This is a genomic window from Cupriavidus sp. 291-E7 (genome assembly GCF_057798835.1).
The window spans coordinates 1-21,882 of the sequence record NZ_JBYOJV010000026.1; the positions used below are offsets into that span (position 1 = coordinate 1).

General features: G+C 65.0%; 19 protein-coding genes. 5 read left to right on the top strand and 14 right to left on the bottom strand.

Annotated features, from left to right (window positions below; all coding sequences use genetic code 11):
- From AC3FLX_RS29630 to mdtD, 3 genes are all read left to right on the top strand, one after another.
- Positions 1-1,044, top strand: a 1,044-nt coding sequence (locus AC3FLX_RS29630) for a bifunctional UDP-4-keto-pentose/UDP-xylose synthase (RefSeq protein ID WP_488700908.1), incomplete at its 5' end; no start/stop codon positions are given.
- A gap of 105 nt (positions 1,045-1,149) precedes the next feature.
- Entirely contained in the window at positions 1,150-3,270 is a 2,121-nt protein-coding gene (locus AC3FLX_RS29635) for a TonB-dependent receptor family protein (protein ID WP_488700909.1), read from the top strand.
- Between the two features lie 130 nt (positions 3,271-3,400).
- Positions 3,401-4,810 (top strand): multidrug transporter subunit MdtD, encoded by a 1,410-nt coding sequence (mdtD, locus tag AC3FLX_RS29640; RefSeq protein ID WP_488700910.1) that lies wholly within the window; start codon positions 3,401-3,403, stop codon positions 4,808-4,810.
- 53 nt (positions 4,811-4,863) lie between these two features.
- On the opposite strand, the gene AC3FLX_RS29645 is transcribed toward mdtD, so the two are convergent.
- The 9 genes from AC3FLX_RS29645 to AC3FLX_RS29685 all read right to left on the bottom strand — a co-directional run bounded on the left by AC3FLX_RS29645 (position 4,864) and on the right by AC3FLX_RS29685 (position 16,808).
- A complete protein-coding gene (locus tag AC3FLX_RS29645; protein ID WP_488700911.1) occupies positions 4,864-5,832 on the bottom strand; it encodes a threo-3-hydroxy-L-aspartate ammonia-lyase in 969 nt (322 codons plus the stop codon).
- Positions 5,833-5,856: 24 nt separating this feature from the next.
- Positions 5,857-6,837 (bottom strand): ornithine cyclodeaminase family protein, encoded by a 981-nt coding sequence (locus AC3FLX_RS29650; protein ID WP_488700912.1) that lies wholly within the window; start codon positions 6,835-6,837, stop codon positions 5,857-5,859.
- Complete coding sequence (locus AC3FLX_RS29655; protein ID WP_488700913.1) at positions 6,827-7,453, bottom strand: helix-turn-helix transcriptional regulator; 627 nt, start codon at positions 7,451-7,453, stop codon at positions 6,827-6,829. The genes AC3FLX_RS29650 and AC3FLX_RS29655 overlap by 11 nt, the downstream gene beginning before the upstream one ends.
- Positions 7,454-7,583: 130 nt before the next feature.
- The gene (locus AC3FLX_RS29660; protein WP_488700914.1) at positions 7,584-10,331 is read right to left on the bottom strand and encodes a molybdopterin-dependent oxidoreductase; all 2,748 of its coding nucleotides are present in this window, start codon (positions 10,329-10,331) and stop codon (positions 7,584-7,586) included.
- Between the two features lie 34 nt (positions 10,332-10,365).
- Positions 10,366-11,622, bottom strand: coding sequence for an NAD(P)/FAD-dependent oxidoreductase (locus tag AC3FLX_RS29665; protein ID WP_488700965.1), 1,257 nt, complete (start codon positions 11,620-11,622; stop codon positions 10,366-10,368).
- A gap of 49 nt (positions 11,623-11,671) precedes the next feature.
- Positions 11,672-12,055, bottom strand: a complete 384-nt coding sequence (gene nirD / locus AC3FLX_RS29670; RefSeq protein ID WP_488700915.1) for a nitrite reductase small subunit NirD — start codon at positions 12,053-12,055, stop codon at positions 11,672-11,674.
- Between the two features lie 15 nt (positions 12,056-12,070).
- Positions 12,071-14,632, bottom strand: a complete 2,562-nt coding sequence (gene nirB, locus AC3FLX_RS29675; protein WP_488700916.1) for a nitrite reductase large subunit NirB — start codon at positions 14,630-14,632, stop codon at positions 12,071-12,073.
- 44 nt (positions 14,633-14,676) lie between these two features.
- Complete coding sequence (locus tag AC3FLX_RS29680; RefSeq protein WP_488700917.1) at positions 14,677-15,990, bottom strand: MFS transporter; 1,314 nt, start codon at positions 15,988-15,990, stop codon at positions 14,677-14,679.
- Between the two features lie 335 nt (positions 15,991-16,325).
- Positions 16,326-16,808 (bottom strand): winged helix-turn-helix transcriptional regulator, encoded by a 483-nt coding sequence (locus AC3FLX_RS29685; RefSeq protein WP_488700918.1) that lies wholly within the window; start codon positions 16,806-16,808, stop codon positions 16,326-16,328.
- 88 nt (positions 16,809-16,896) lie between these two features.
- Here AC3FLX_RS29685 and AC3FLX_RS29690 point away from each other — a divergent pair, with 88 nt between their 5' ends.
- A complete protein-coding gene (locus AC3FLX_RS29690; RefSeq protein ID WP_488700919.1) occupies positions 16,897-17,517 on the top strand; it encodes a GNAT family N-acetyltransferase in 621 nt (206 codons plus the stop codon).
- 3 nt (positions 17,518-17,520) lie between these two features.
- Here the strand turns inward: AC3FLX_RS29690 and AC3FLX_RS29695 are convergent, their stop codons facing one another.
- Positions 17,521-18,387 carry an EamA family transporter gene (locus AC3FLX_RS29695; protein ID WP_488700920.1) on the bottom strand — a complete coding sequence of 289 codons (867 nt, stop codon included), beginning with the start codon at positions 18,385-18,387 and terminating at the stop codon, positions 17,521-17,523.
- Between the two features lie 178 nt (positions 18,388-18,565).
- Here AC3FLX_RS29695 and AC3FLX_RS29700 point away from each other — a divergent pair, with 178 nt between their 5' ends.
- Positions 18,566-19,285: an SDR family NAD(P)-dependent oxidoreductase gene (locus AC3FLX_RS29700; RefSeq protein ID WP_488700921.1), complete on the top strand. Its 720-nt coding sequence runs from the start codon at positions 18,566-18,568 to the stop codon at positions 19,283-19,285.
- Positions 19,286-19,315: 30 nt separating this feature from the next.
- Here the strand turns inward: AC3FLX_RS29700 and AC3FLX_RS29705 are convergent, their stop codons facing one another.
- The 4 genes from AC3FLX_RS29705 to AC3FLX_RS29720 all read right to left on the bottom strand — a co-directional run bounded on the left by AC3FLX_RS29705 (position 19,316) and on the right by AC3FLX_RS29720 (position 21,824).
- Positions 19,316-19,711, bottom strand: a complete 396-nt coding sequence (locus AC3FLX_RS29705; RefSeq protein WP_488700922.1) for a type II toxin-antitoxin system VapC family toxin — start codon at positions 19,709-19,711, stop codon at positions 19,316-19,318.
- The gene (locus tag AC3FLX_RS29710; protein WP_488700923.1) at positions 19,708-19,986 is read right to left on the bottom strand and encodes a hypothetical protein; all 279 of its coding nucleotides are present in this window, start codon (positions 19,984-19,986) and stop codon (positions 19,708-19,710) included. Before AC3FLX_RS29710 ends, AC3FLX_RS29705 begins: the two co-directional genes overlap by 4 nt.
- A gap of 240 nt (positions 19,987-20,226) precedes the next feature.
- Entirely contained in the window at positions 20,227-21,534 is a 1,308-nt protein-coding gene (locus tag AC3FLX_RS29715; RefSeq protein ID WP_488700924.1) for a type II toxin-antitoxin system HipA family toxin, read from the bottom strand.
- Positions 21,531-21,824 carry a helix-turn-helix domain-containing protein gene (locus AC3FLX_RS29720; RefSeq protein WP_488700925.1) on the bottom strand — a complete coding sequence of 98 codons (294 nt, stop codon included), beginning with the start codon at positions 21,822-21,824 and terminating at the stop codon, positions 21,531-21,533. The genes AC3FLX_RS29715 and AC3FLX_RS29720 overlap by 4 nt, the downstream gene beginning before the upstream one ends.
- Positions 21,825-21,882: the final 58 nt, after the last annotated feature.

Consider the following 21,882-nt stretch of genomic DNA (forward strand, 5'->3'; position numbering starts at 1 on the left):
GTCCTGATTCTTGGCGTCAACGGCTTTATCGGCCACCACCTGACGCGCCGCATCCTGGAAACCACGCAGTGGGAGGTCTACGGCATGGATATGTCGTCGGATCGCCTGGGCGACCTGGTGAACCATCCGCGCATGCACTTCTCCGAGGGTGACATCACCATCAACAAGGAGTGGATCGAGTACAACATCCGCAAGTGCGACGTGATCCTGCCGCTGGTGGCCATCGCCACGCCGGCTACTTACGTGCGTCACCCGCTGCGCGTGTTCGAACTCGACTTCGAAGCCAACCTGCCCATCGTGCGCGGCGCGGTGAAGTACGGCAAGCATCTGGTGTTCCCGTCGACCTCCGAGGTCTACGGCATGTGCGCCGATGAGGAATTCGATCCGGAAGCCTCGCCGCTGATCTACGGCCCGATCAACAAGCCGCGCTGGATCTACGCCTGCTCCAAGCAGCTGATGGACCGTGTGATCCACGCCTACGGCATGGAAGAGGGTCTGAACTACACGCTGTTCCGTCCGTTCAACTGGATCGGTGCGGGGCTGGACTCGATCTTCGAATCGAAGGAAGGTTCGTCGCGCGTGGTGACGCAGTTCCTGGGCCATATCGTGCGCGGCGAGCCGATCAAGCTCGTGGACGGTGGCGCGCAGAAGCGTGCCTTTGCCGATATCTCGGACGGCATCTCGGCGCTGATGCACATCATCGAGAACAAGAATGGCGTGGCCAGCGGCAAGATCTTCAACATCGGCAACCCGAAGAACATTCACTCGGTGCGCGAGCTGGCCGAGATGATGCTGAAGATGGCGGCCGACTACCCCGAGTACGCCGAGGAAGCGCGCAAGACGAAGATCGTGGAGACGTCGTCGGGCGAGTTCTACGGCAAGGGCTACCAGGACGTGCAGCACCGCGTGCCGAAGATCGACAACACGGTCGAGGAGCTGGGCTGGAAGCCCGAGGTGACAATGGAGCAGGCGCTGCGCCGCATCTTCGAAGCGTACCGCGACAAGGTGGTGGACGCCCGCACGCTGGTCGACGCCGACAACTGAGGTGCTGTCAGCGCCAGCCTGACGGCAGGCCGAGGCCGACCCGGAGTAGACTAGGCGCCACGCGCAGTCCGCGCGTGCGAGGTTCTACTTTCGGGACGCGCCCCTATGCCCGCAGCCGGCTGGACCCTGGCTTTTGCCCGCTTTCTCGTCCTCAAGCGCCAGCAGGCCGCTGCCTGGATGGCGCTGCCGCTGGTCATGGCGCCCGCCGGGCCGGCTGGTGCGGAGGAGACGACCCTGCCCGATGTGGTCGTCAGCGCCAGCCGCAGCGAACAGCGGCGCTTTGACGCACCGGCGGCCATCGACAGTATTCCGGTCGATCCCTTCACGGCCGCTTCACCGCTGGTCAACCTGTCGGAACTGACGCTGACCAGCCCAGGCATCGCGGTACGCGACCGCCAGAATTATTCCCAGGATTTACAGATAGCCGTCCGCGGCTTTGGCAGCCGCTCGACGTTTGGTGTGCGCGGCGTGCGGCTATTCGTCGATGGCATCCCGGCGACGATGCCGGACGGGCAGGGCCAGGCATCGACCTTCGACCTGGCCAATGCAAGCCGCGTGGAAATCTTGCGCGGTCCGTTCGCGCAGATGTACGGCAATGCGTCGGGCGGCGTGGTGCAGGTATTCACCCCCGATCCGCCCAAGACCGGCTTCACCGGCCGGGCGTCGACGGGCTTCGGATCGGATGGCCAATGGCAGGCCGGCGTCATGCTGGGCGGTGGCAACGACCGGCTCGGCGGCACGCTCGATGCGTGGACCTATCAGACCGACGGCTACCGGGACCACAGTGCCGCCCGGCGCTACCAGCTCAACGCCAAGGTCGTCGCCCAGCCCAGCACGGCTACCAGGATCACGGGCCAGTTCAACTACTTCAACCAGCCGCTCGCGGAGGACCCGCTCGGGCTCACGCGCGCGCAGGCGGAGGCCAATCCGCGCCAGTCCATTGCCGCGTCCACGCAGTTCAATACCGGCAAGGAGGTGGAGCAGACCCAGGCGGGCGTGGTGGTCGAACACCAGTTGACCGACAAGGACAGCCTGAACTTCCGGCTGTACGGCGGCGGCCGGCAACTGACCCAGCGCCTGGGTTTCAGCGGTGCGGCGCCAACCTCGGCGGGCGGCATCGTCAATCTGGACCGGACCTACGGCGGCGGTGCGCTTTCCTGGACGCGCAAGACCACGGCCAACGGGCTGCCGCTGCAATGGACGGCCGGCATCGAAGCCAACGGTATGCGCGATGCGAGGCATGGCTACGTCAACGACAACGGTCAGCAGGGCGCGTTGCGACGCGACGAGACCGACGAGGCGGCCGACTACGGCGCCTACGCACAGTTCAACTGGACCGTGCATCCGGCCTGGGAACTCGTGGGCGGACTACGCGCGAGCATGGTGCGTCTGCGCATCGACGACCACTACATCACCACCGCCAGCCCCGACGACAGCGGCACTTCCACATACCGCAACCTCAGCCCGGTGCTGGGCGTGGTGTGGCATGCGATGGATACGCTCAATGTCTATGCCAATCTTGGACGCGGCTTTGAAACGCCCACGCTGACCGAGGTGGCCTATGGGCCGGGCGGCGTCGGCGCCAACCTCGGGCTGCAGGCGTCGACGAGCCGCCAGGGCGAGATCGGCATCAAGTGGCAGGCGGGCAACCAGCGCCTGGAAGCCGCGCTGTTCGATGCGGATAGCCACAGCGAGATCGTGCCGCTGTCGAACGACAACGGCCGTACCGTGTACCAGAACGTGGATGGGGTACGCAGACGCGGCCTGGAGCTTGGATGGCGCGGCGCGTTCGGCCCAGGCCAGCGCATATCCGCCGCGCTGGGCTATACCTACCTCGATGCGTACTTCGGCGAATCGTTCGTCAACGCGCAAGGCGCCACGGTGGCCGCCGGCAACCGCCTGCCCGGCACGGCCCGCCACAGCTTCGGCGCGGAGGCGACATACCGGCCGTGGGGACAATGGATGGTGGGCGTGGAAGCGAAGGCAGACAGCAAGGTCTACGCGGATGACCTGAACACGCAGGCCGCCCCCGGTTACTTCATCGTCAATCTGAAAACGGGCTACACGTTCAAGGTGGGCGCCACGCAGCTCTATGTGTTTGGCCGCATCGACAACGTGGCCGATCGCCACTACATCGGCTCCGTCATCGTCAATGAAGCGAATGGCAGATACTACGAACCCGCGCCGGGACGACGGTTCTTTGTGGGCATGCGGGCGTCGATGTGATGCGCGGAAAATGGGGCGATCTCCGTCTGCGCGTCTTGCCAACGGCACACCAGACGCCTAAGGTGGCGGTTTTAGCCGCTACCCGCGTGCCGCCATGTCGTTAGCCACGCCTCCCGTCGAAGCGTCCTCCATGCCACAGGACCCCAAGCTGCGCATCATGCTTTGGGTGGTGGCGGTGGGGTTCTTCATGCAGACGCTCGATTCGACGATCGTCAATACCGCCTTGCCATCGATGGCGCGCAGCCTGGGCGAAAGCCCGTTGCGCATGCAGTCCGTAGTCATCGCCTATTCGCTGACGATGGCCGTCATCATTCCCGCGTCGGGCTGGCTGGCCGACCGCTTTGGCACACGCACCATCTTCCAGACTGCCATCGGCCTGTTCGTGCTGGGATCGCTGCTGTGCGCCTGGGCACCCACGCTGCCGATGCTCGCCGCCGCGCGCGTTGTGCAGGGGGCGGGCGGGGCGATGCTGCTGCCGGTGGGGCGGCTGTCGGTCCTGCGTACGTTCCCGCGCGAGCAGTATTTGCAGGCGCTGAGTTTCGTGGCGATTCCGGGCATGATCGGGCCGCTGATCGGACCTACGCTCGGCGGCTGGATCACGCAGACCTTCTCCTGGCACTGGATCTTCCTGATCAACGTGCCGGTGGGCGTGATCGGCGCGCTGGCCACGGTGCGCTTCATGCCGAATGCGCGTTTGCCCGGGATGGGCCGCTTCGATATCGCGGGCTACCTGTTCCTGGCCATCGCAATGGTGACGCTGTCGTTTTCGCTGGATGGCCTGGCCGGCATGGGCTTTCAGCACGCCACGGTGCTGATGTTGCTGATAGCGAGCATGGCCGCGCTGACGGCGTATGTGCTGCATGCCAACCGCAGCAAGGAGCCGTTGTTTCCGCTCAAGCTATTCAGCATCCACGCGTTTAGCGTCGGCCTGCTGGGCAACCTGTTCGCGCGGATCGGCAACGGGGCCATGCCGTTCCTGATTCCGCTGACGCTGCAGGTCAGCCTTGGCTATTCGCCGTTCAATGCGGGACTGATGATGGTGCCGGTCACCGTGGCCGGCATGGCGTCAAAGCGGCTGGCCACGTGGCTGATCGAGCGGTTTGGCTACCGCAAGGTGCTGGTGATCAACACGTTCGTCGTGGGGCTGGTGATGGCGTCGTTCGCACTGATCTCGCCAACGCGGCCGCTGCCGATCGTGATTATTCAGATGGCTATCTTCGGCGCCGTCAACTCGATCCAGTTCACGGCCATGAACACCGTGACGCTGAAGGACCTGAGCGGCGTGAATGCCAGCAGTGGCAACAGCATGCTGTCGATGGTGCAGATGCTGTCGATGAGCCTGGCGGTGACGTCGGCCGGCGCGCTGCTGGCTACCTTCCAGGACGGCATCGGTTCGCATCATTTCGATGTATTGCCGGCCTTTCATGCCACGTTCATCTGCGTGGGACTGATCACGTCCGCCTCGGCGTGGATCTTCATGCAGCTCGGCCGCGAACCGATCGTGGCAGTGGCCAAGGCGCAGCCGTCGGAAGAAGTGTAGGGTGGTTGTTCCCTCTCGCGCATGGCGGATGAGGGAACAACCAGAGCGCGATCTCAGCGCCCCATCAGCTCGCAGAACCAGGAGATATCGACGTTGCCGCCGCTGATGATGATGCCTACGCGCTTGCCCTTGAGCTGATCCTTGATCTGCAACGCCGCGGCAAGGCCCAGCGCGCCGGTCGGCTCCACGATCATCTTCATCCGTTCGGCAAAGAAGCGCATGGCTTCAACGAGCTGCGCATCGGTGGCGGTCAGGATGTCGTTGACGTCGCGCTTGATGACCGGGAACGTGTAGTTGCCCAGGTGCTGGGTCTGCGCGCCGTCGGCGATGGTCTTGGGCGTATCGATATGAACGATGGAGCCGCTGCGGAAGGACTGCTGCCCGTCGTTGCCGGCTTCCGGCTCCACGCCGAAGATCTGGCATTGCGGCGCGAGTGCGCGCGTGGACAGCGCCGTGCCGGACAGCAGACCGCCACCGCCAAGCGGGGCCAGCAGTGCGTCGAGCGGGCCAACTTCCTCCAGCAGTTCCTTGGCGGCCGTGCCCTGGCCGGCCATGACATCGGGGTGGTCGTACGGGGGGATCAGCGTCATGCCATGCTTCTCGGCGAGATCGCGCCCGATGGCCTCCCGATCTTCCTTGTAGCGGTCGTAGATCACCACGCTGGCGCCATAACCTTTGGTTGCCGCCACTTTGAGCGCGGGCGCGTCCGCCGGCATCACGATCGTGGCCGGCATGCCCAGCAGCTTTGCCGACAGGGCGATGCCCTGGGCGTGGTTGCCCGAGGAGAACGCCACCACGCCGCCTTTGCGCTGTTCGGGCGTGAACTTTGCCAGCGCATTGAACGCGCCGCGGAACTTGAAGGCGCCCATGCGCTGGAAGTTCTCGCACTTGAAGAACACCTCGGCGCCGAGCATTTCATTGAGTGTGCGCGAGGTATTGACCGGCGTGCGGTTGGCGTAGCCTTCAAGGCGTTTGGCGGCGGCTTCGACGTCGGCGTAGGTGGGCAGTTGCAGGGTCGTCATGGTGGTCAGGGATCGAAGTAACGGTTACCAGGGCCAGGCCAGGCGCGTACCGGCGCCATCTGCCAGGGCCCGTTCATGCAGAAAGCGGGCGACCGTCAGGTCCTGCAGGGCCAGGCCGGTCATGTCGAAAACGGTAATGTCGGCGGCTTGCCGCTCGAACGTTGCGGCGCCGGTCAGCAGGTCGCCAATCTCGATGCAGTGCAGGTCCGGTGCCCACTGGCATTCGCCAATACTGCGCGCCTGGTCCAGATCATCGACGACGATACGCGCCCGCGCGAGTACCCCTTCAGGCAGCTCGCGCTTGCCGCTGGTATCGGCGCCCACGCAGGTCAGGTGAGTGCCCGGCTGCACGGCTTCGGCATCGAACAGCGCACCGCCACCGGGCGTGGCGGTGATTACTACATCGCTGTCGGCCACGGCTGCATTGCGGTCCGCTGCCATGCTGATCCGGCAGCGCGCGGCGAATTCGGCTTCGAAGCCCGCGCTGGGCTGGCCGTTCGCGCTGACATAGCGAACCTCGGTGAGCGTCGGCATCAGTGTCAGTGCATAGGAGAGCTGTACCCGCGCCTGCACGCCGGTGCCGAATACGCAGACGCTGCGGCTGTCCTTCCGTGCCAGCGTCTGCAGGCCGATACCGCCTGCCGCGCCGGTGCGCGCCGTGGTAATGGCATTGCCGTCGATGATGCATAGCGGGCGGCCCGTGGCGGGATCGATCAGCACGATCGTCGCCTGGTGGGGTTCGCCGCCGCGCTCGCGGTTGCCGGGCCAGAAACCGGCCGCCTTGAATCCGAGCAGATTCTGCCGGCCAACGTCGCCGGCCTTGATGCCGAAGACGCCGCCGGTGGCGAGCTTTTCTCGGATAAGCGGAAAGACGCGACCCTCGCGATGGCTGTGCAGGATGAAGGCTTCGCGCACGGCGGCCAGGACGTCGTCCGGGACCAGCGCTGCTTCCACGGTGTGTTTGTCGAGCAGCAGGAGTTGCGCGTCGGCGGGATTAGCGTGCATAGCTGTAAACGGTGGCGCGCGACACGCCCAGGTGTGCCGCGATGGTTTCCATAGCCCGCCGCACTTCCAGCAGGCCGGATGATTTGAGTTCGGCCAGCAGCGCGCGCCGTTCGTCCGTCTTCAGCGAGCGGGGCGTGGTGGCTAGGCGCGCCGCGAACGCATCGATGCGGGTGCGCAGGGCTTCGGTGCTGGCGGGATCGAGCGTTTCTTCCGGGCCTTCGGCGGTGGTCTGAACGAACTGGCCCATCGCCATTTGCAGGCTGCGGAACAGCGTAAGGTCGACGTTCATGCAGAGCGCCGCGATGTAGCGCCCGCTGCTGTCCTTGATGCCGATCGACGTGCTCTTGGCTTGCCGCCCATCGGCGAACTGGTTCGGATAGTTGGCCAGGATCTGCGGATAGTCGGGATCGGTGATGCGGGCCTCGCCCAGTTCCGTGGTGGGATCGCCGGCAGTGCGGCCGGAAAGGTTGTTGTGGATGGCCAGGATCGACTGGCCAGGCTCCAGCAGATCGTGCACAACGACCTCGCAGAACGGGGCCAACGTCTGGCCCAGCCCGTCGGCAACCTGTTTGATCTGGTCCAGCAGCAAGCGCTGCTCGGGAGTCCGTTCTGGCATGTCTCGCCGGCAAAGGAAGGTAAATCGATGTCGGACAGTTTGTATAGTGTTGGACTAATTGTCAAGATTGGGGCGAAAAAATGACGCGGGGGCCATATGCCCGCGCGTCATCGAGGGATGCAAATGCCGATCAGGCCGCTTCGGCTGCTTCGACGATGCGGATCTCAGTCAGCAGCTTGCGGAGTTCAGGCACGCAGGAGCCGCAGTTGCCACCGGCCTTCACACACGCCGTGATTTCCGCGGGCGTCTTGAGGTCGTGCTTGCGCACCGCATCGCAGATCGTATTGCGGCCCACGCCGAAGCACGAGCACACCGTGGGTCCGGCGTCGGCGGTTTTCTCCAGCGGCTGGCCCAGCAACAGGCCGATGCGGTCGCTGTCTTCCAGACGGTCCTGACCGAACAGTTGCGACAGCCAGGCCCGCGAGGGCAGATCGGCGCGCGTGGAAACGTAGACGCACGCTTCCAGGCGATCGTTGACCACGTAGCCCGCGTGATAGACGCCCGCGGTGCGGTCTTCGTATTCGAGCCAGTCGGCGTCGGGGTCCTGCACGCCGAGCAACTCGCGCGCCCACGCCGCGCGCTCCGCCACGGTTTCGCGGCCGGCGAATTCGTAGCGATGGAACTGGCGGCCCTGGATGCGCGTCCAGTACGTCAGCGATTCGGCGGGCAGCGCCTGACGGCTCAGCACGAAGCCGTGCCACGACACGCGGAATTCCTCCACGCGCACCGGCGTGTGTTTGAACTCCGGCTCGCCTGAAACGGGGTCGACCACGGGATTGACCACGGAGCCGACGCGCGCATCGGAACTGAACTGGTCGTTCCAGTGAATCGGCACGAAGATGCTGCCACGGGGAATGCCGCCGCCAAACCGCACGCGCGCCACCAGGGCACCCCAGCGGCTGGTCACGCGGGCCAGCTTGCCTTCGCCCACGCCACACAGCAGCGCGTCCTGCGGATGCATGTCGACAAACGGCTCGGGCAGATGGTCGGACAACTTCGCAGCCTTGCCGGTGCGCGTCATCGTGTGCCACTGGTCGCGCACGCGGCCTGTGTTGAGGATCAGCGGAAACTCGTCGTCGGCGGCATGAACCGGCGCGCGGGCCGCCGTGGGGACGAAGCGCGCGCGGCCGTCGGCAAACGCGTAGCGGCCATCTTCGAACAGACGCTGCGTGCCATCGAGCGTGGCCGCGGGAACCGGCCATTGCACGGGTACGAATTCGTCGTAGCCGGCCTTGCCCAGGCCGGTCAGTCCGCCGATGTCGAACATGCGGGGCGCTTGCAGCGCGTCCGCGTCACCATTGCGCCAGGCGGAAAGGCGCGCGTGTTCGTCGAAGATTTCGTGCTGTCCGGCGTAGTCAAAGCCGGCAAAGCCCATGCGCCGTGCCACGTCGCAAAGAATGTCCCAGTCGGCGCGTGCCTCGCCGGGCACCGGCAGAAAGGCGCGCTGGCGCGAGATGCGGCGCTCCGAATTGGTCACGGTGCCGTCCTTTTCACCCCAGCCCAGCGCGGGCAGCAGCACGTGCGCGGCATCGTTGGTGTCGGTGCGCGTGACGACGTCCGAGCTGACCACGAGTTCGCACTTTGCCAGCGCGCGGCGTGCCTGGTCGGCATCGGGCAGACTGACCACCGGGTTTGTGGCGATGACCCACACCGCCTTGACCTTGCCCGCCTCGATCGCATTGAACAGATCCACGGCCTTGAGGCCGGGCTTGTCGGCCATGTAGGGGGACTGCCAGAAATCCTGCACGATGTCGCGGTGCACCGGATTGGCCAGCTCCATATGCGCCGCCAGCATATTGGCGAGGCCGCCAACTTCGCGGCCACCCATCGCATTGGGCTGTCCGGTCAGCGAAAACGGGCCCATGCCGGTTCGGCCGATACGGCCCGTCAGCAGATGGCAGTTGATGATGCTGTTGACCTTGTCCGTACCGGCCGACGACTGGTTCACGCCCATCGAAAACGCGGTGATGACTTTCTCGGTGCCGGCGAACAATTCGAAGAACGTTTGCAGGTCCTGCGGATCGAGCTTGCACGCGCGGGCCAGGGCGGCGATGTCCGCGCTGTCGGCATCGGCCACGGCCAGCGCGTCGTCCAGGCCGCTGGTATGCGCTTCGACGAAGGCGGCATCGGTATGGCCGTGGCGCGCCAGATAGCTGAGCAGGCCGTTGAACAGGCGCACGTCGGTGCCTGCGCGCAGCGGCAGGTGCAGGTCGGCGAGTTCGCAGGTGGCGGTGCGGCGCGGGTCGATCGCCACGATCTTCATGTCGGGCCGCGCTTCCTTGGCCCGCGTCAGGCGCTGGAACAGGATCGGGTGGCACCACGCCGTGTTGGAGCCGACCAGCACAACGAGGTCTGCCTGCTCCAGGTCTTCATAGCTGCACGGCACCAGATCTTCGCCGAACGCGCGCTTGTGGCCGGCAACGGCCGACGACATGCACAGGCGCGAATTGGTATCGATGTTCGCCGAGCCGATGAAACCCTTCATCAGCTTGTTGGCAATGTAGTAGTCCTCGGTCAGGATCTGGCCTGACACATACAGCGCCACGGCGTCGGGGCCGTGCTGGGCGATGATGTCCGCGAAGCCGCTGGCCACCTTGCCGAGCGCGTCGTCCCAGCTCACGCGGCGCAGCGTGCCGTCGGCTTCGCGCAGTTGTGGATGCAGCAGGCGGCCGTTCAGGTCGACGGTGTCGCCCAGGGCCGATCCCTTCACGCACAGGCGGCCGAAGTTCGATGCGTGGTCGGCATCGCCTTGCACTTCAACCTGGCCGTCGGCGCGCAGCGTGGCGCGCACTCCGCAACCCACGCCGCAGTACGGGCAGGTGGTGGAGACAGTCTTGGTGGCGGTGGTGGCGACCACCGCAATATCGGACAGGTTCACGGTATCAATCTCACTGGTCGATGGCAGCAGGGTTTCACGCCGCCAGGGCCTCGCACTGCGCCTGGCCGAACAACAGACGCTGACGCAGCGCGGCAACGGGCTTACCGCTCTGGATCAGGTCGAAATACCACGGGCCATCCTTCACATCGCCGTACAGCACGGCACCGACGAGCCGGCCGTCCTGCAGGACCAGGCGCTTGTACACGCCACGGCGCGGATCGCGCAGCACCAGGTCTTCGCTGCCTTCCGCGCCGATGAAGTCGCCGGCCGAATACAGGTCGACACCGGTCACCTTGAGCTTGGTGGCCGTGGCCTGCTGCACGTAACGGCGATGACCGGCACCGGCCAGGTGTGCCGCGCATACGCGCGCCTGATCCCAGATCGGTGCCACCAGGCCGAAGGTGGCGTTACGGTGCTGCACGCATTCACCCACGGCGTAGATGCGCGGATCAAACGTCTGCAGCGTGTCGTCCACCACGATGGCGCGCTCGCAACGCAGCCCGGCGCTGGCGGCCAGTTCGATATTGGGACGCACGCCCGCGGTCATTACCACGAGGTCAGCCGGAATCTCCATGCCGTCCTTGAACAGCACGCCGGTGACACGGTCTTCGCCCAGAATGCCGGCGGTCTGCGCGCTGAGCAGGAAGCGCAGGCCCTTGCGTTCGAGCGCCGCCTTCAGCAGTTCGGCGGCGGGCTTGTCGAGCTGACGCTCCATCAGGCTGTCCGCCAGGTGTACCACGGTGACGTCCATGCCCTGGCGCATCAGGCCGTTTGCAGCTTCCAGGCCCAGCAGGCCGCCGCCGATGACCACGGCATGACGATGGTTGCGCGCGGCGTGGAGCATCGTTTCCACGTCCTGGATGTCGCGGAAGGCGATCACACCGTCGAGCGTGTGGCCCGGCACGGGAATGATGAACGGCTTGGAACCGGTGGCCAGCAGCAGGCGGTCGTAGCGGACTTCCTTGCCCGATGCCGAACGCACGATGCGGCGCGGACGGTCGATGGCGACCACGGGGTCTCCCGCCAGCAGCTCGATGCCGTTCTGCGCGTACCAGTCGCGCGTGTTGAGCATGATGTCGTCGACGGTCTTCTCGCCGGCGAGCACCGGGCTCAACAGGATGCGGTTGTAGTTGCCGTGCGGCTCGGCACCGAACACCGTGATGTCATACAGGTCCGGCGCGAGCTTCAGCAGTTCCTCGACCGTGCGCATACCGGCCATGCCATTGCCAACCACGACGAGTCGCGGTTTGGCCTGGCGGGTGGGAGACGAGGCAGGGGGCGTCTTGAACATCATCTTCCTGTTGGCGTAGGCGTGGGCGAGAAGGGGGCGTGAGGATCGATCAGGCTGCCAGCTCTTCTTCGATCTCGGGCTGCACCATCGAGGCCGCCACCCAGACCTTGCCGTCGTAGACGCGCGCGGCGTAGGCATCCACGGATTGCTCGGGTGCCTCCAGGCATTCGCCGGTGCGCAGGTCGAAGTGGTGCTTGTAGATCGGCGATGCAACCACGACGCGGTCGCCCAGGCTGCCGACCAGGCCGCGCGACAGCACGTTGGCCTGCGAGTTGGGATCGAAATTGGCGATCGCGTAGACTTCCTCGCCGCGGCCGATGCGGAAGACGGCTACCTGCTTCTTGTCGACCAGTGCGCAGACACCAGTATTGGGCACGATATCGCGCAAGGTGCAAATCGCGGTCCAGGTTTCGGGATGGTGGGCTTGGCTCATCACGTTCTCCTTGATTCAGGCTGCTTTTGCGGGCACGGCGACCACGGGAATGTGGTTCAGGCGGGAACGCTGCAAGTTTCGTTCCTCCGGCGTGGCCGGGCGGATCTGTCCGCGTTCTTCAAGGAAGACCAGGTTGTCGTCGCGCAGGTCGCTGTTGACGAAGTGGCGGAAGCGCTTGCGCGTCTCCGGGTCGGTGATGGCCTTCTTCCACTCGTCTTCGTAGGTGTCCACCACGTGCTGCATGTTGGCTTCCAGTTCGGCGCCGATGCCGAGCTTGTCGTCGATGACCACGGACTTCAGGTAGTCCAGGCCGCCTTCGAGATTGTCGCGCCACGTGCTGGTGCGTTGCAGGCGGTCTGCCGTGCGCACATAGAACATCAGGAAGCGGTCGACGTAGCGGATCAGCGTTTCGCGGTCCAGGTCTCCCGCCAGCAGCTCGGCGTGGCGCGGCTTCATGCCGCCGTTGCCGCAGACGTAGAGGTTCCAGCCTTTTTCGGTGGCGATGATGCCCACGTCCTTGCCCTGTGCCTCCGCGCATTCGCGCGTGCAGCCGGACACGCCGAACTTGATCTTGTGCGGGGCGCGCAGGCCCTTGTAGCGGTTCTCGATGTCGATGGCCAGACCCACCGAGTCATCCACGCCATAACGGCACCAGGTGGAACCGACACACGACTTCACCGTGCGCAGTGACTTGCCATAGGCGTGGCCCGATTCGAAGCCGGCCGCGACCAGTTCTTCCCAGATCAGCGGCAGTTCTTCCAGGCGGGCACCGAACATGTCGACGCGCGCGCCACCGGTGATCTTGGTGTAAAGACCGTACTTCTTGGCCACCTGGCCCACGGCGATCAGGCCGTCAGGCGTGACTTCGCCGCCCGGCATGCGCGGTACCACGGAGTAGGTGCCGTCCTTCTGGATATTGGCCAGGAAGTAGTCGTTCGAATCCTGCAGGCTGGCGTGTTCTTCCTTGAGCACGAACTCGTTCCAGCACGATGCCAGGATGCTGCCGACGGTGGGCTTGCAGATATCGCAACCCAGACCTTTGCCGTGGGCGGCCAGCAGATCGTCAAACGTCTTGAACTTGCCCACGCGCACCAGGTGGTACAGCTCCTGGCGCGAATACGGAAAGTGCTCGCAGACATGGTTGTTCACGGCCATGCCTTGCTTCTTCATCTCGGCCTTCATGATCTGCGTGACCAGCGGCACGCAGCCGCCGCAGGCCGTGCCGGCCTTGGTGCACGTTTTCAGTGCGCCGATGCTGGTGGCACCGTCGGTCACGGCGCCGCAGATCTGGCCCTTGCTGACGTTGTTGCACGAGCAGATCTGGGCGGTGTCGGGCAGCGCGTCGGCGCCGAGTGCCGGCTTGGCCTGGCCATCGGATGACGGCAGGATCAGGAATTCCGGCGATTCGGGCAGCTCGATGCGATTCAGCATCATCTGCAGCAGCGTGCCGTACTCGGCGGCATCGCCGACGAGCACACCGCCGAGCAGGTACTTGCCGCAATCGGACACCACGAGCTTCTTGTAGACCTGCTTGCGCTCGTCGGTGAACTGATACGACCGGCTGCCCGGCACATTGCCATGCGGGTCGCCGATGCTGGCCACGTCCACGCCCATCAGCTTGAGCTTGGTGCTCATGTCGGCGCCGGCAAACTCCGCGGCCTCGCCGCGCAGGTGGCGGGCAGCCACGCGGGCCATGTCGTAGCCGGGGGCGACCAGGCCGTAGATCTTGCCGTCCCACAGCGCGCATTCGCCGATGGCGTAGACGTGCGGGTCTGAGGTCAGGCAGTTGTTGTCGATCGTGATGCCGCCGCGCGGACCAACGGTGAGGCCGCTTTCGCGCGCCAGTTCGTCGCGCGGGCGGATGCCGGCCGAGAACACGATCATGTCGGTGTCCAGGTGCGAGCCATCGGCAAAGTTCATGCGGTGCGTACCGTCGACGCCATCGACGATCTCCACCGTGTTCTTGCCGGTATGGGCCGTCACACCGAGTTCCTGGATCTTCTGGCGCAGCATGCGGCCGCCGCCATCGTCGACCTGCACAGCCATCAGACGCGGGGCAAACTCCACCACGTGGGTGTCCAGGCCCATGTCGCGCAGCGCCTTTGCGCATTCCAGGCCGAGCAGGCCGCCACCGATCACCACGCCGGACCGGGCGCGCTGGCCGCACTCGAGCATGGCCTCGAGGTCTTCGATGGTGCGGTAGACGAACGTGTCCTTGCGGTCCTTGCCGGGCAGGGGCGGTACGAACGGATACGAACCGGTGGCCAGCACGAGCTTGTCGTAGGCCAGCGTCTCGCCGGTGGACGTGGTCACGGTCTTCGCGGCGGTGTCGATGGCCGCGGCCTTGGCGTTCAGGCGCAGCAGCATGTTGTTGTGCTGATCGAAGAAGCCTTCGGGCACCAGCGACAGGTCTTCGGCCGATTTGCCGGCGAAGAATTCAGACAGGTGAACGCGATCGTAAGCGGGGCGCGGTTCCTCGCAGAGCACCGTCACTTCGAGGTCCTGCGCGCCGGCCTCTGCCAGGCATTCCAGGAACTTGTGGCCGACCATGCCGTGCCCGACGATGATGATCTTCATGATGCTTTCCTTGTCCGGAGTGTCTTTTGTGGGGGCTGTGTGGTTCAGTTTGCGAGGGCGCTGTCGTAGAGAGCCTGTTCGCGAGCCTTGTGCTCGGCGCTGAAGCGCACGGCGATGGCGCACAGTGCGGCCAGCGTCGCGGCCACACCGAGGTACGTCAGCGTCTGCTGCAGATCGCCCAGGCCCTTCATCAGAAAGCCGGCGGCCACGGCACCGACGTTGCCGCCAGCGCCGATGATCCCGGCCACACCGCCCAGCGCCTTGCGATCGATGAACGGCACCAGCGCGTAGGTGGCGCCGCAGGCCATGTGGGTGAACAGGCCGAACATCAGCATCGCGGCCACCGCCGTGACAACGCCCGATGCGTGGGCGAATGCCAGCAGGCCCAGGCCTTCGCCGAGGATGAAAACGAACAGCACGATCGAGCGCGCATCGAGGCCGCGATGACGGGCAACGCGGTCCGACAGGTAGCCGCCCAGCGCGCGGGCAAACAGGGCCAGCAGGCCAAAGCTTGCGGCGGCCATGCCGGCGGCGGACAGCGACAGGCCGAAGCGGTCCACGTAGTAGGTGGCGGCCACGTTGTGGATGAAGATCTCCACGCCGAAGCACGCGCCATACGTAATGAACAGCATCCAGACGCGGTAGTTGGCGCTGGCAGCGCGGAAGCTGGCCCAGCCGCCGCCGCCCTTGCCGCCGCTAACGGCGATACCGCGGGCGCGCAGGTCGGAGAAGTTGCCTTCCGGGCAGTCCTGCGTGAAGCGCCAGTAGACGACGGCCATGATCAGCATCAGCACGCCGGGCACGATCAGCGCCACACGCCATCCCATTGCATGGTCGACGCCCAGGAACAGCACGGCGGCCAGCAGCAGCGGCATCGCGCCTTGCGCGGCACCGCCGCCGGCGTTGCCCCAGCCAGCGGAGGCTGCATTGGCCGTGCCCACCACGTTCGGCGCGAACATCACCGAGGTGTGGTACTGCGTGATGACGAAGCTGGCGCCGACCGCACCAATCAGCAGGCGGAAGAACAGGAACGTTTCGTAGTTCTGGGCAAACGCCACGCCGATCACGGGGATGGCGCCAACGGCCAGCAGGCCCGTATAGGTCTTGCGCGGACCAAAGCGGTCGCACATCGGGCCGATGATCAGGCGCACGATGATGGTGACCGCCACGGCGGCGATATTGATATTGGCAATCTGGCCCGGGGTCAGCCCGAATTCGCCTTTCAGCACCGGCATCAGCGGCGCGCACGCAAACCACGCGAAAAAGCAGACGAAGAATGCCATCCAGGTCAGGTGGAAGGCGCGCATCTGCGGGGTCTTGAGACTCAGCAGGTCGATCCGGGTGGCTTTGCCGTTCATCCTTGGGCTCCAAAAACAAATGGCGTCCCGAGAGCCTGGCGCTGATGGGCCAGTTCTGGGGACGCCGTTGTCCTGACGACTGCTACCTACGGATAGCAACCGTGCTGTGTGGGGTGGGCGGATCGCCGTTGACCGGCCCGCTCTCTATATCGCAAGCGGTGTGCCAGCCCCGTCAGGTACCGTTTTCGAAGCTTTTGCCCAGGGAGATCGGCAATAAAGTGCCGATATGTGCATGTTTATGCATCATGGTGCAGCGCCAGACTTGGGCGCTCGCACGGCTATGGTGCAGTGCAATGTCCGGCAGCGGTGCGCAGAGGTGCGTCGAGGCGCGGCGTTCAGACCGTGCCGTCGGCCGTCGGCAGTAGGGAAATGAGCTGCATGTCGGAGGGGGAAACCAGCTGGCCGGCCTCATCAACCAGGGCCGAACGCACCCGAAGTCCGCTGAGCTTGGAGCGGATCTCGGCCGGCCCTACGCCGTCAGGTTTCATATGCGCGTCGCCCCATTGCATCAGGCCGATGATCACCGGTAGCAACTCCACCGCCGCGCGCGTGGGGCGGTAGGCAGAACGCTCGCGCTCGCCAGGCTCCTTGTAGCTGACCTTACGCAGCAGTCCGGCTTCGGTCAGCGTCTTGAGCCGTGCAGACAGCACAGCGGGAGAGCATTGCAGACGCTCGACAAAATCGTCGAAGCGACTGACGCCTGAAAAAACGTCCCTCAAGATGAGAATCGTCCACTTTTCGCCGATCAACGAAAGCGTCGCGGCAATCGAGCATTGCGCGAAGTCTGCGGGAGTGATCGGCGGCGGTGGCGTATTCATGGTTTGAGCATAGCACTCTAACTTCATTTGCAAAAGTCAGGGTATCAACTATAGTTCTGCCTACACAAAGTGAAGTCAGGGGTGGGGCATGAGTGGGGCGGCAGGTAGTACCAGGGCTGAGGCCCGGATCGACGAAGAGCGCTGGACGGCGCGAGGCGGCAGGCAAGTGACCGTGCGCCTTGCCCATTCCGGGGACCGTGACGGGTTGCGAGCGTTTGTCGACAGCCTGTCGCGCGAGAGCCGCTACTACCGGTTCCTGACCGGCGGCCGCGTTGCGGACGAGATCATCCAGGGTTTTGTCGAGCATCGCCCGGGACGCGACGTGGCCGTGGTCGTGACCGCGCGCACCGAGGCTGGCGAGGAAGCCATCGTAGCCAATGCCGAGTACGTGGTGAACGCGGACGACATCGCGGAACTGGCTGTCGTGGTGGCCGATGATTGGCAAGGACAAGGACTTGGCCGCAGGCTGATCCAGCGACTGCAGCAGGTGGCGCGCGCCGGGCAACTGCGAGGTATGCGCGGCGATGTCCTAAGCGAAAACCGCCGCATGCTGGCCATCATGCGCGATTGCGGATTTGCTACGCGCCGCAATCCCGAGGACAGCTATCTGCATGAAGTCACCCTGTCATTGGGTGAGGCCGTTCACCAGCAAGCCAGCAAACCGGGTGCCGGGCACTGGCTGCCGCGCGACTGGTTTGCGGAGAACTGAAACTTAGCTTTTGCCCCGCGACGTTGCGGTACAGCCGATGGATGCCGTGATGATGGCGGCGATGGCAACCCATTGAATCAGCGTGAGTTGCTCGTGCAGGAAGGCCAGACCGGCCAGCGCTCCCATCGCCGGTTCCAGGCTCAGCAGAATGCCAAAGGTCCGTCGTGGCAGCCGCTTTAGCGCCACCATTTCCAGCGAATACGGAATCGCGCTCGACATCAGTCCCACCGCAAGGCCGGACAGCAACAGACTCGGACTGAAGATTTCGGTGCCGGCATGCGCCAGCCCGAACGGCAGGGCCACCAGCGCCGCCGTGGTCATGCCCAGTGATGTGGCCTGGCCCCCATGCGCACTGCCGGCCATCTGGCCGAACACGATATACAGCGCCCAGCCCACCCCGGCCGCGAGCGCAAAGCCAATTCCCACCGGGTCCAGATGCGTCGCGGCTTCGCCAAGCGGCAGCAGCAGTATCAGCCCGGCGACAGCGCAGGCAATCCATAGGAAGTCGATGGCGCGGCGCGACGACAGCACCGCCACGGTCAGCGGACCGGTGAATTCGATCGCAATCGCCAGGCCCAGCGGGATCGTGCGCAGCGACATATAGAACAGCAGGTTCGTCGCACCCAGGGCCGCACCGTATAGCGCGATGGACCGGGCATGCGCGCCCGACAGCTTGAACCGCCAGGGCCGCCATACTGCGATCAGGATCAGCGCGGCAAAGCCTACGCGCAGTGCCACCGTACCCTGCGCGCCAACGGCACCGAACAGGCTTTTTGCAAACGACGTCCCGATGCACAGGGACGCCATCGACCCGACCAGGGCGGTGATGGCAAGCAGGGTATCGCTCTGCTTGATGCGGGTAAGGGGCAATTCCTGATCCTGGCGCGGTGAACCCGTTGACGGGCGGTGCGGCATCATGCACCAACATCGGCCATCGAGCCATGCACAGATGCCGGTGCCGCGTGCTGTACAGTTGGCGCCGCCGTAGCCGCTGGCGGAGTCCGACCCGAGGCACTATGGTTGAAGGACCTCTTTTCCGGAGTCCATCATGGAAGCGAAGGCACCCCGTCGTCATGTCGTGATCACAGGAGCGGCCGGCGCCCTGGGCCGAGCCGTGGCCAGCCGCTTCGCCGCGGAAGGGGCCAGGCTGGCATTGATCGACCATAACCTGCAGCACCTCCAGAGCGTGTTCGCACACCCGGAACCGGACCACGGCGGCACGCTGCTGCATGCGGCCGACGTGACATCGGATGCGGCGATGGCGCCCGTGGCGGCAGCCATCCTCGACGCATTTGGCACGGTCGACGTGCTGGTTCACGTCGCGGGTGGTTTCGAAATGGGCGAGCCAACGCATGCACTGAGCCGGGAGTCCTGGATGCGCATGATGGACCTGAACGCGTGGTCGTTCGTGGCCGTCTCCGGTCATTTCATTCCTGCGATGGTGTTCCAGCGGCGCGGCAAGGTGGTGGCCGTTTCCGCGCGGGGCGCCGCCAGTGGCGCGGCAGCGATGGGCGCCTATACCGCATCCAAGAGCGCGCTGCAGCGGTTGGTGGAAAGCCTGTCGCGCGAGGTGAGGGGTTCCGGCATCAACGTCAACAGTATTGCGCCGAGCATCCTCGATACGCCCGCCAATCGCACCGCCATGCCGGCCGCCGACCCAACGCAATGGGTGTCGACCGGCGCAGCGGCACGCGCGGTAGCCTTTCTGGCGTCCGACGCGGCCGATGCGATTCATGGGCAGCATATGGTGCTGGACGGATTGAGCTGACGCTGGGGCCAACTGCACGGAAGACCCGCTTCAGAGGGCGAGCTTCATGCCGATGGAGCGGGCGGCCTGACGGTCAAAGGTGACAGTCGGGTGGCAGCCCGCGTTCTGACAGGCGCGCAGAATCAGACAGTCGGGAAACTCACCGGACGATGTGCGAAGTAGCTGCAGCGCCGATTCCACATTCCCACGTGACTCGACGACAAGTTCGTCGCTAGCGATCAGTTTCTCGACGATCTGTGCTGTTTCTGCACGTGTGGCACCGTGGTTTCTTCGCACGACCCGAATCAGTTCCACAACGACTGCCGTGGCAACATAGCCCCGCGCGCTGCGTGACAGCGATGCCATCAACGCATCGGCTTTGACAGTCAGAACGGGATCGTCCCGGGTAAGGAACCTGACGAGGATATTGGTATCGATGCCGATCATGCGAAGCTCCGCAGGTAACGCGCCCAGATGTCCGCATCGATGGTTTTTTCCATCTCTTCATCGGTCAGTGGCGGGCCAGACCGGCGACCCGCCAGGCAGCCCTTCAAATCCATGATCGAGTGCGTCTTGCCGGGGCCGATCGGTGGTAGCCCCAGGGAGATTGCTGGATCGGTGTCTGCGTTCGTCCCGTATGCCTTTGCCTCCGCCACCGCTTGCTGGATGTCCGACACATTCGGCGGCGGTCTGCGGCCGGCCAGGCAGCCCTTCAGATCCATGATCGAATGTGCTTGCCCGGAATCGGGCGTTAGCGCCTGCACGACGCCACCCCGATAGCCGTCAGCCCCAGCCCCGACATCGCTTGTTTCTGCTCTGTGCATCATTGTTTGACCCCTTCGATAGTTGGGATAGTTGGGTCAGACGCGAGTGCCGCGCCTGACCCAATCATTCTCGGTTGGGGTCAAGCAGAAAAAAATGGGACGTGTCTCAAAATGCGAGGCGAGTTGCCGCGCGAGCGGCTAGCGTTTTGCCAGCCTTGCCAGCGGTAGCGATTGCAGCCGTTCCAGGACGACGGTTTTCATCGCCGGCGGTGTGGGCAGGGTATCGAGCAGTGCGGGCCACAGTTCGCGCGCCATTGTCACCGCATCCTTTACCGCAGCCAAGGCGATCCGCTCGGCGATTCGTGCTTCCCTTGCGAAATCCCGATAGGTCTCCAGGGTCTGCTGGCGCTGCAGGGCATCGATGGCCACGTTCTGGCCGAACGCGGAGAAACCGGGCAACGCGGTCACGCTGACGATGTCGTACGCCGGTGAAAGCTCCGGCATCGTGCCGTTGCGGTACAGGAACGAGAAGTTCTTGAGGTGGGCGTCGCTATTGCCCAGCAGAGTATGGACGGCCTGGCGCATAAAGAACTGCCGTACATCCTCGATACCGCGCACGCTCAATCGTTCCAGCAGGCGCACGATGGCCACATAGGCATCGTTGCCCGCGTATTTGCGTGCGGGCATGCGGGTCAGGATCTGGCACCCGTCTTCGGCGTGGACGCGGCCGCCGGGTTCGCGATCGAAACGGTCGACTGCCAGGAAGCACAACTCCGCGCCCAGCGCGTCGGCCAGGCCCGGCACGTCGATGGCCGCCAGCGGCTGTGGCTTGCAGACCGCCACTGCCACGCCGGCCGCCTGTGCGAGCTGCATCGACACATATTCGTTGAAGATCTGACTGTCGTCGTTGCGTGCGGGCAGCTTGGCGATCAGGTCGGACAGGCGCCCGTGAGTGGGCATCGTGTAGCGTTTTCCCGTGTGCGCGGTGGATAGCGCCAGCTTGTTCTGCACGCCCGATACCGATGCGGCGCCCTCCGTCGCGCCTTCGACCACGGCGATTTCGAGATTGTCGGCGCCTCCCGTGACGCCCACGGTGCGGACATAGTCGGGCAGCGCATCGAGGTTGGCCGGCCGGATGGTCAGTGCGCCGGGCAGGTCTTCGCCCGCGGCGGCTAGCACGCCGAAGTCGTCGCGGTCGTCCGGATGATGGCGCGTGGCTTCCAGCCGTTTGCGCAGTTCCCCCTCCGGCAGCAGTCCGGCGAAGTAGGGCGGCAGCTCGCCGCCGGTGTTGTATAGCGCGGGATGAAACGGATTCGACAGGATGGTGGCCGTCAGCGGCTCGTTGCCGGGCACGGTTAGCGAAAGACTAAGCGTCGGCCGGCCGGGATCGCCGCGAAACTGCTCGCCGGGCACAAAGCGCGTGGTACGGCCCGCTTCGCACAGATAGCCGCAAAGTTCGCCGTGCAGGTGTACCGAGAGATAGCGGGGCCGGAGTTCGTCGCTCATGACTCGTCTCCGAGCAGGAGGTCGACGGAAGTGGGCGCGGTGCGGTCAGGGCCAGCGGCCTTGCCGGTCAGCAGTTGCCGGACTTCGTCCATGTGTTCCCTGGGGACGAGGACCCAATCGGCGTCCAGCGCGGCGGCAATCGCGTTGAGCGTCGAAGCGCGCACATCCTGCTTTCCACTCAAGGCGATGGAGAGATTGGACGCCGCCATGCCAATGACGCGCCCGATGTCTTCCAGGGTAAAGCCTCGCCGTTTGCGAAGGGCGCGGAGCTGGAGGTGTAGGGCTGGCATGGGCGTACTAGCGAATGGAATGTATGAAATAGCATAGCACTCATTGAGTATTTATTGA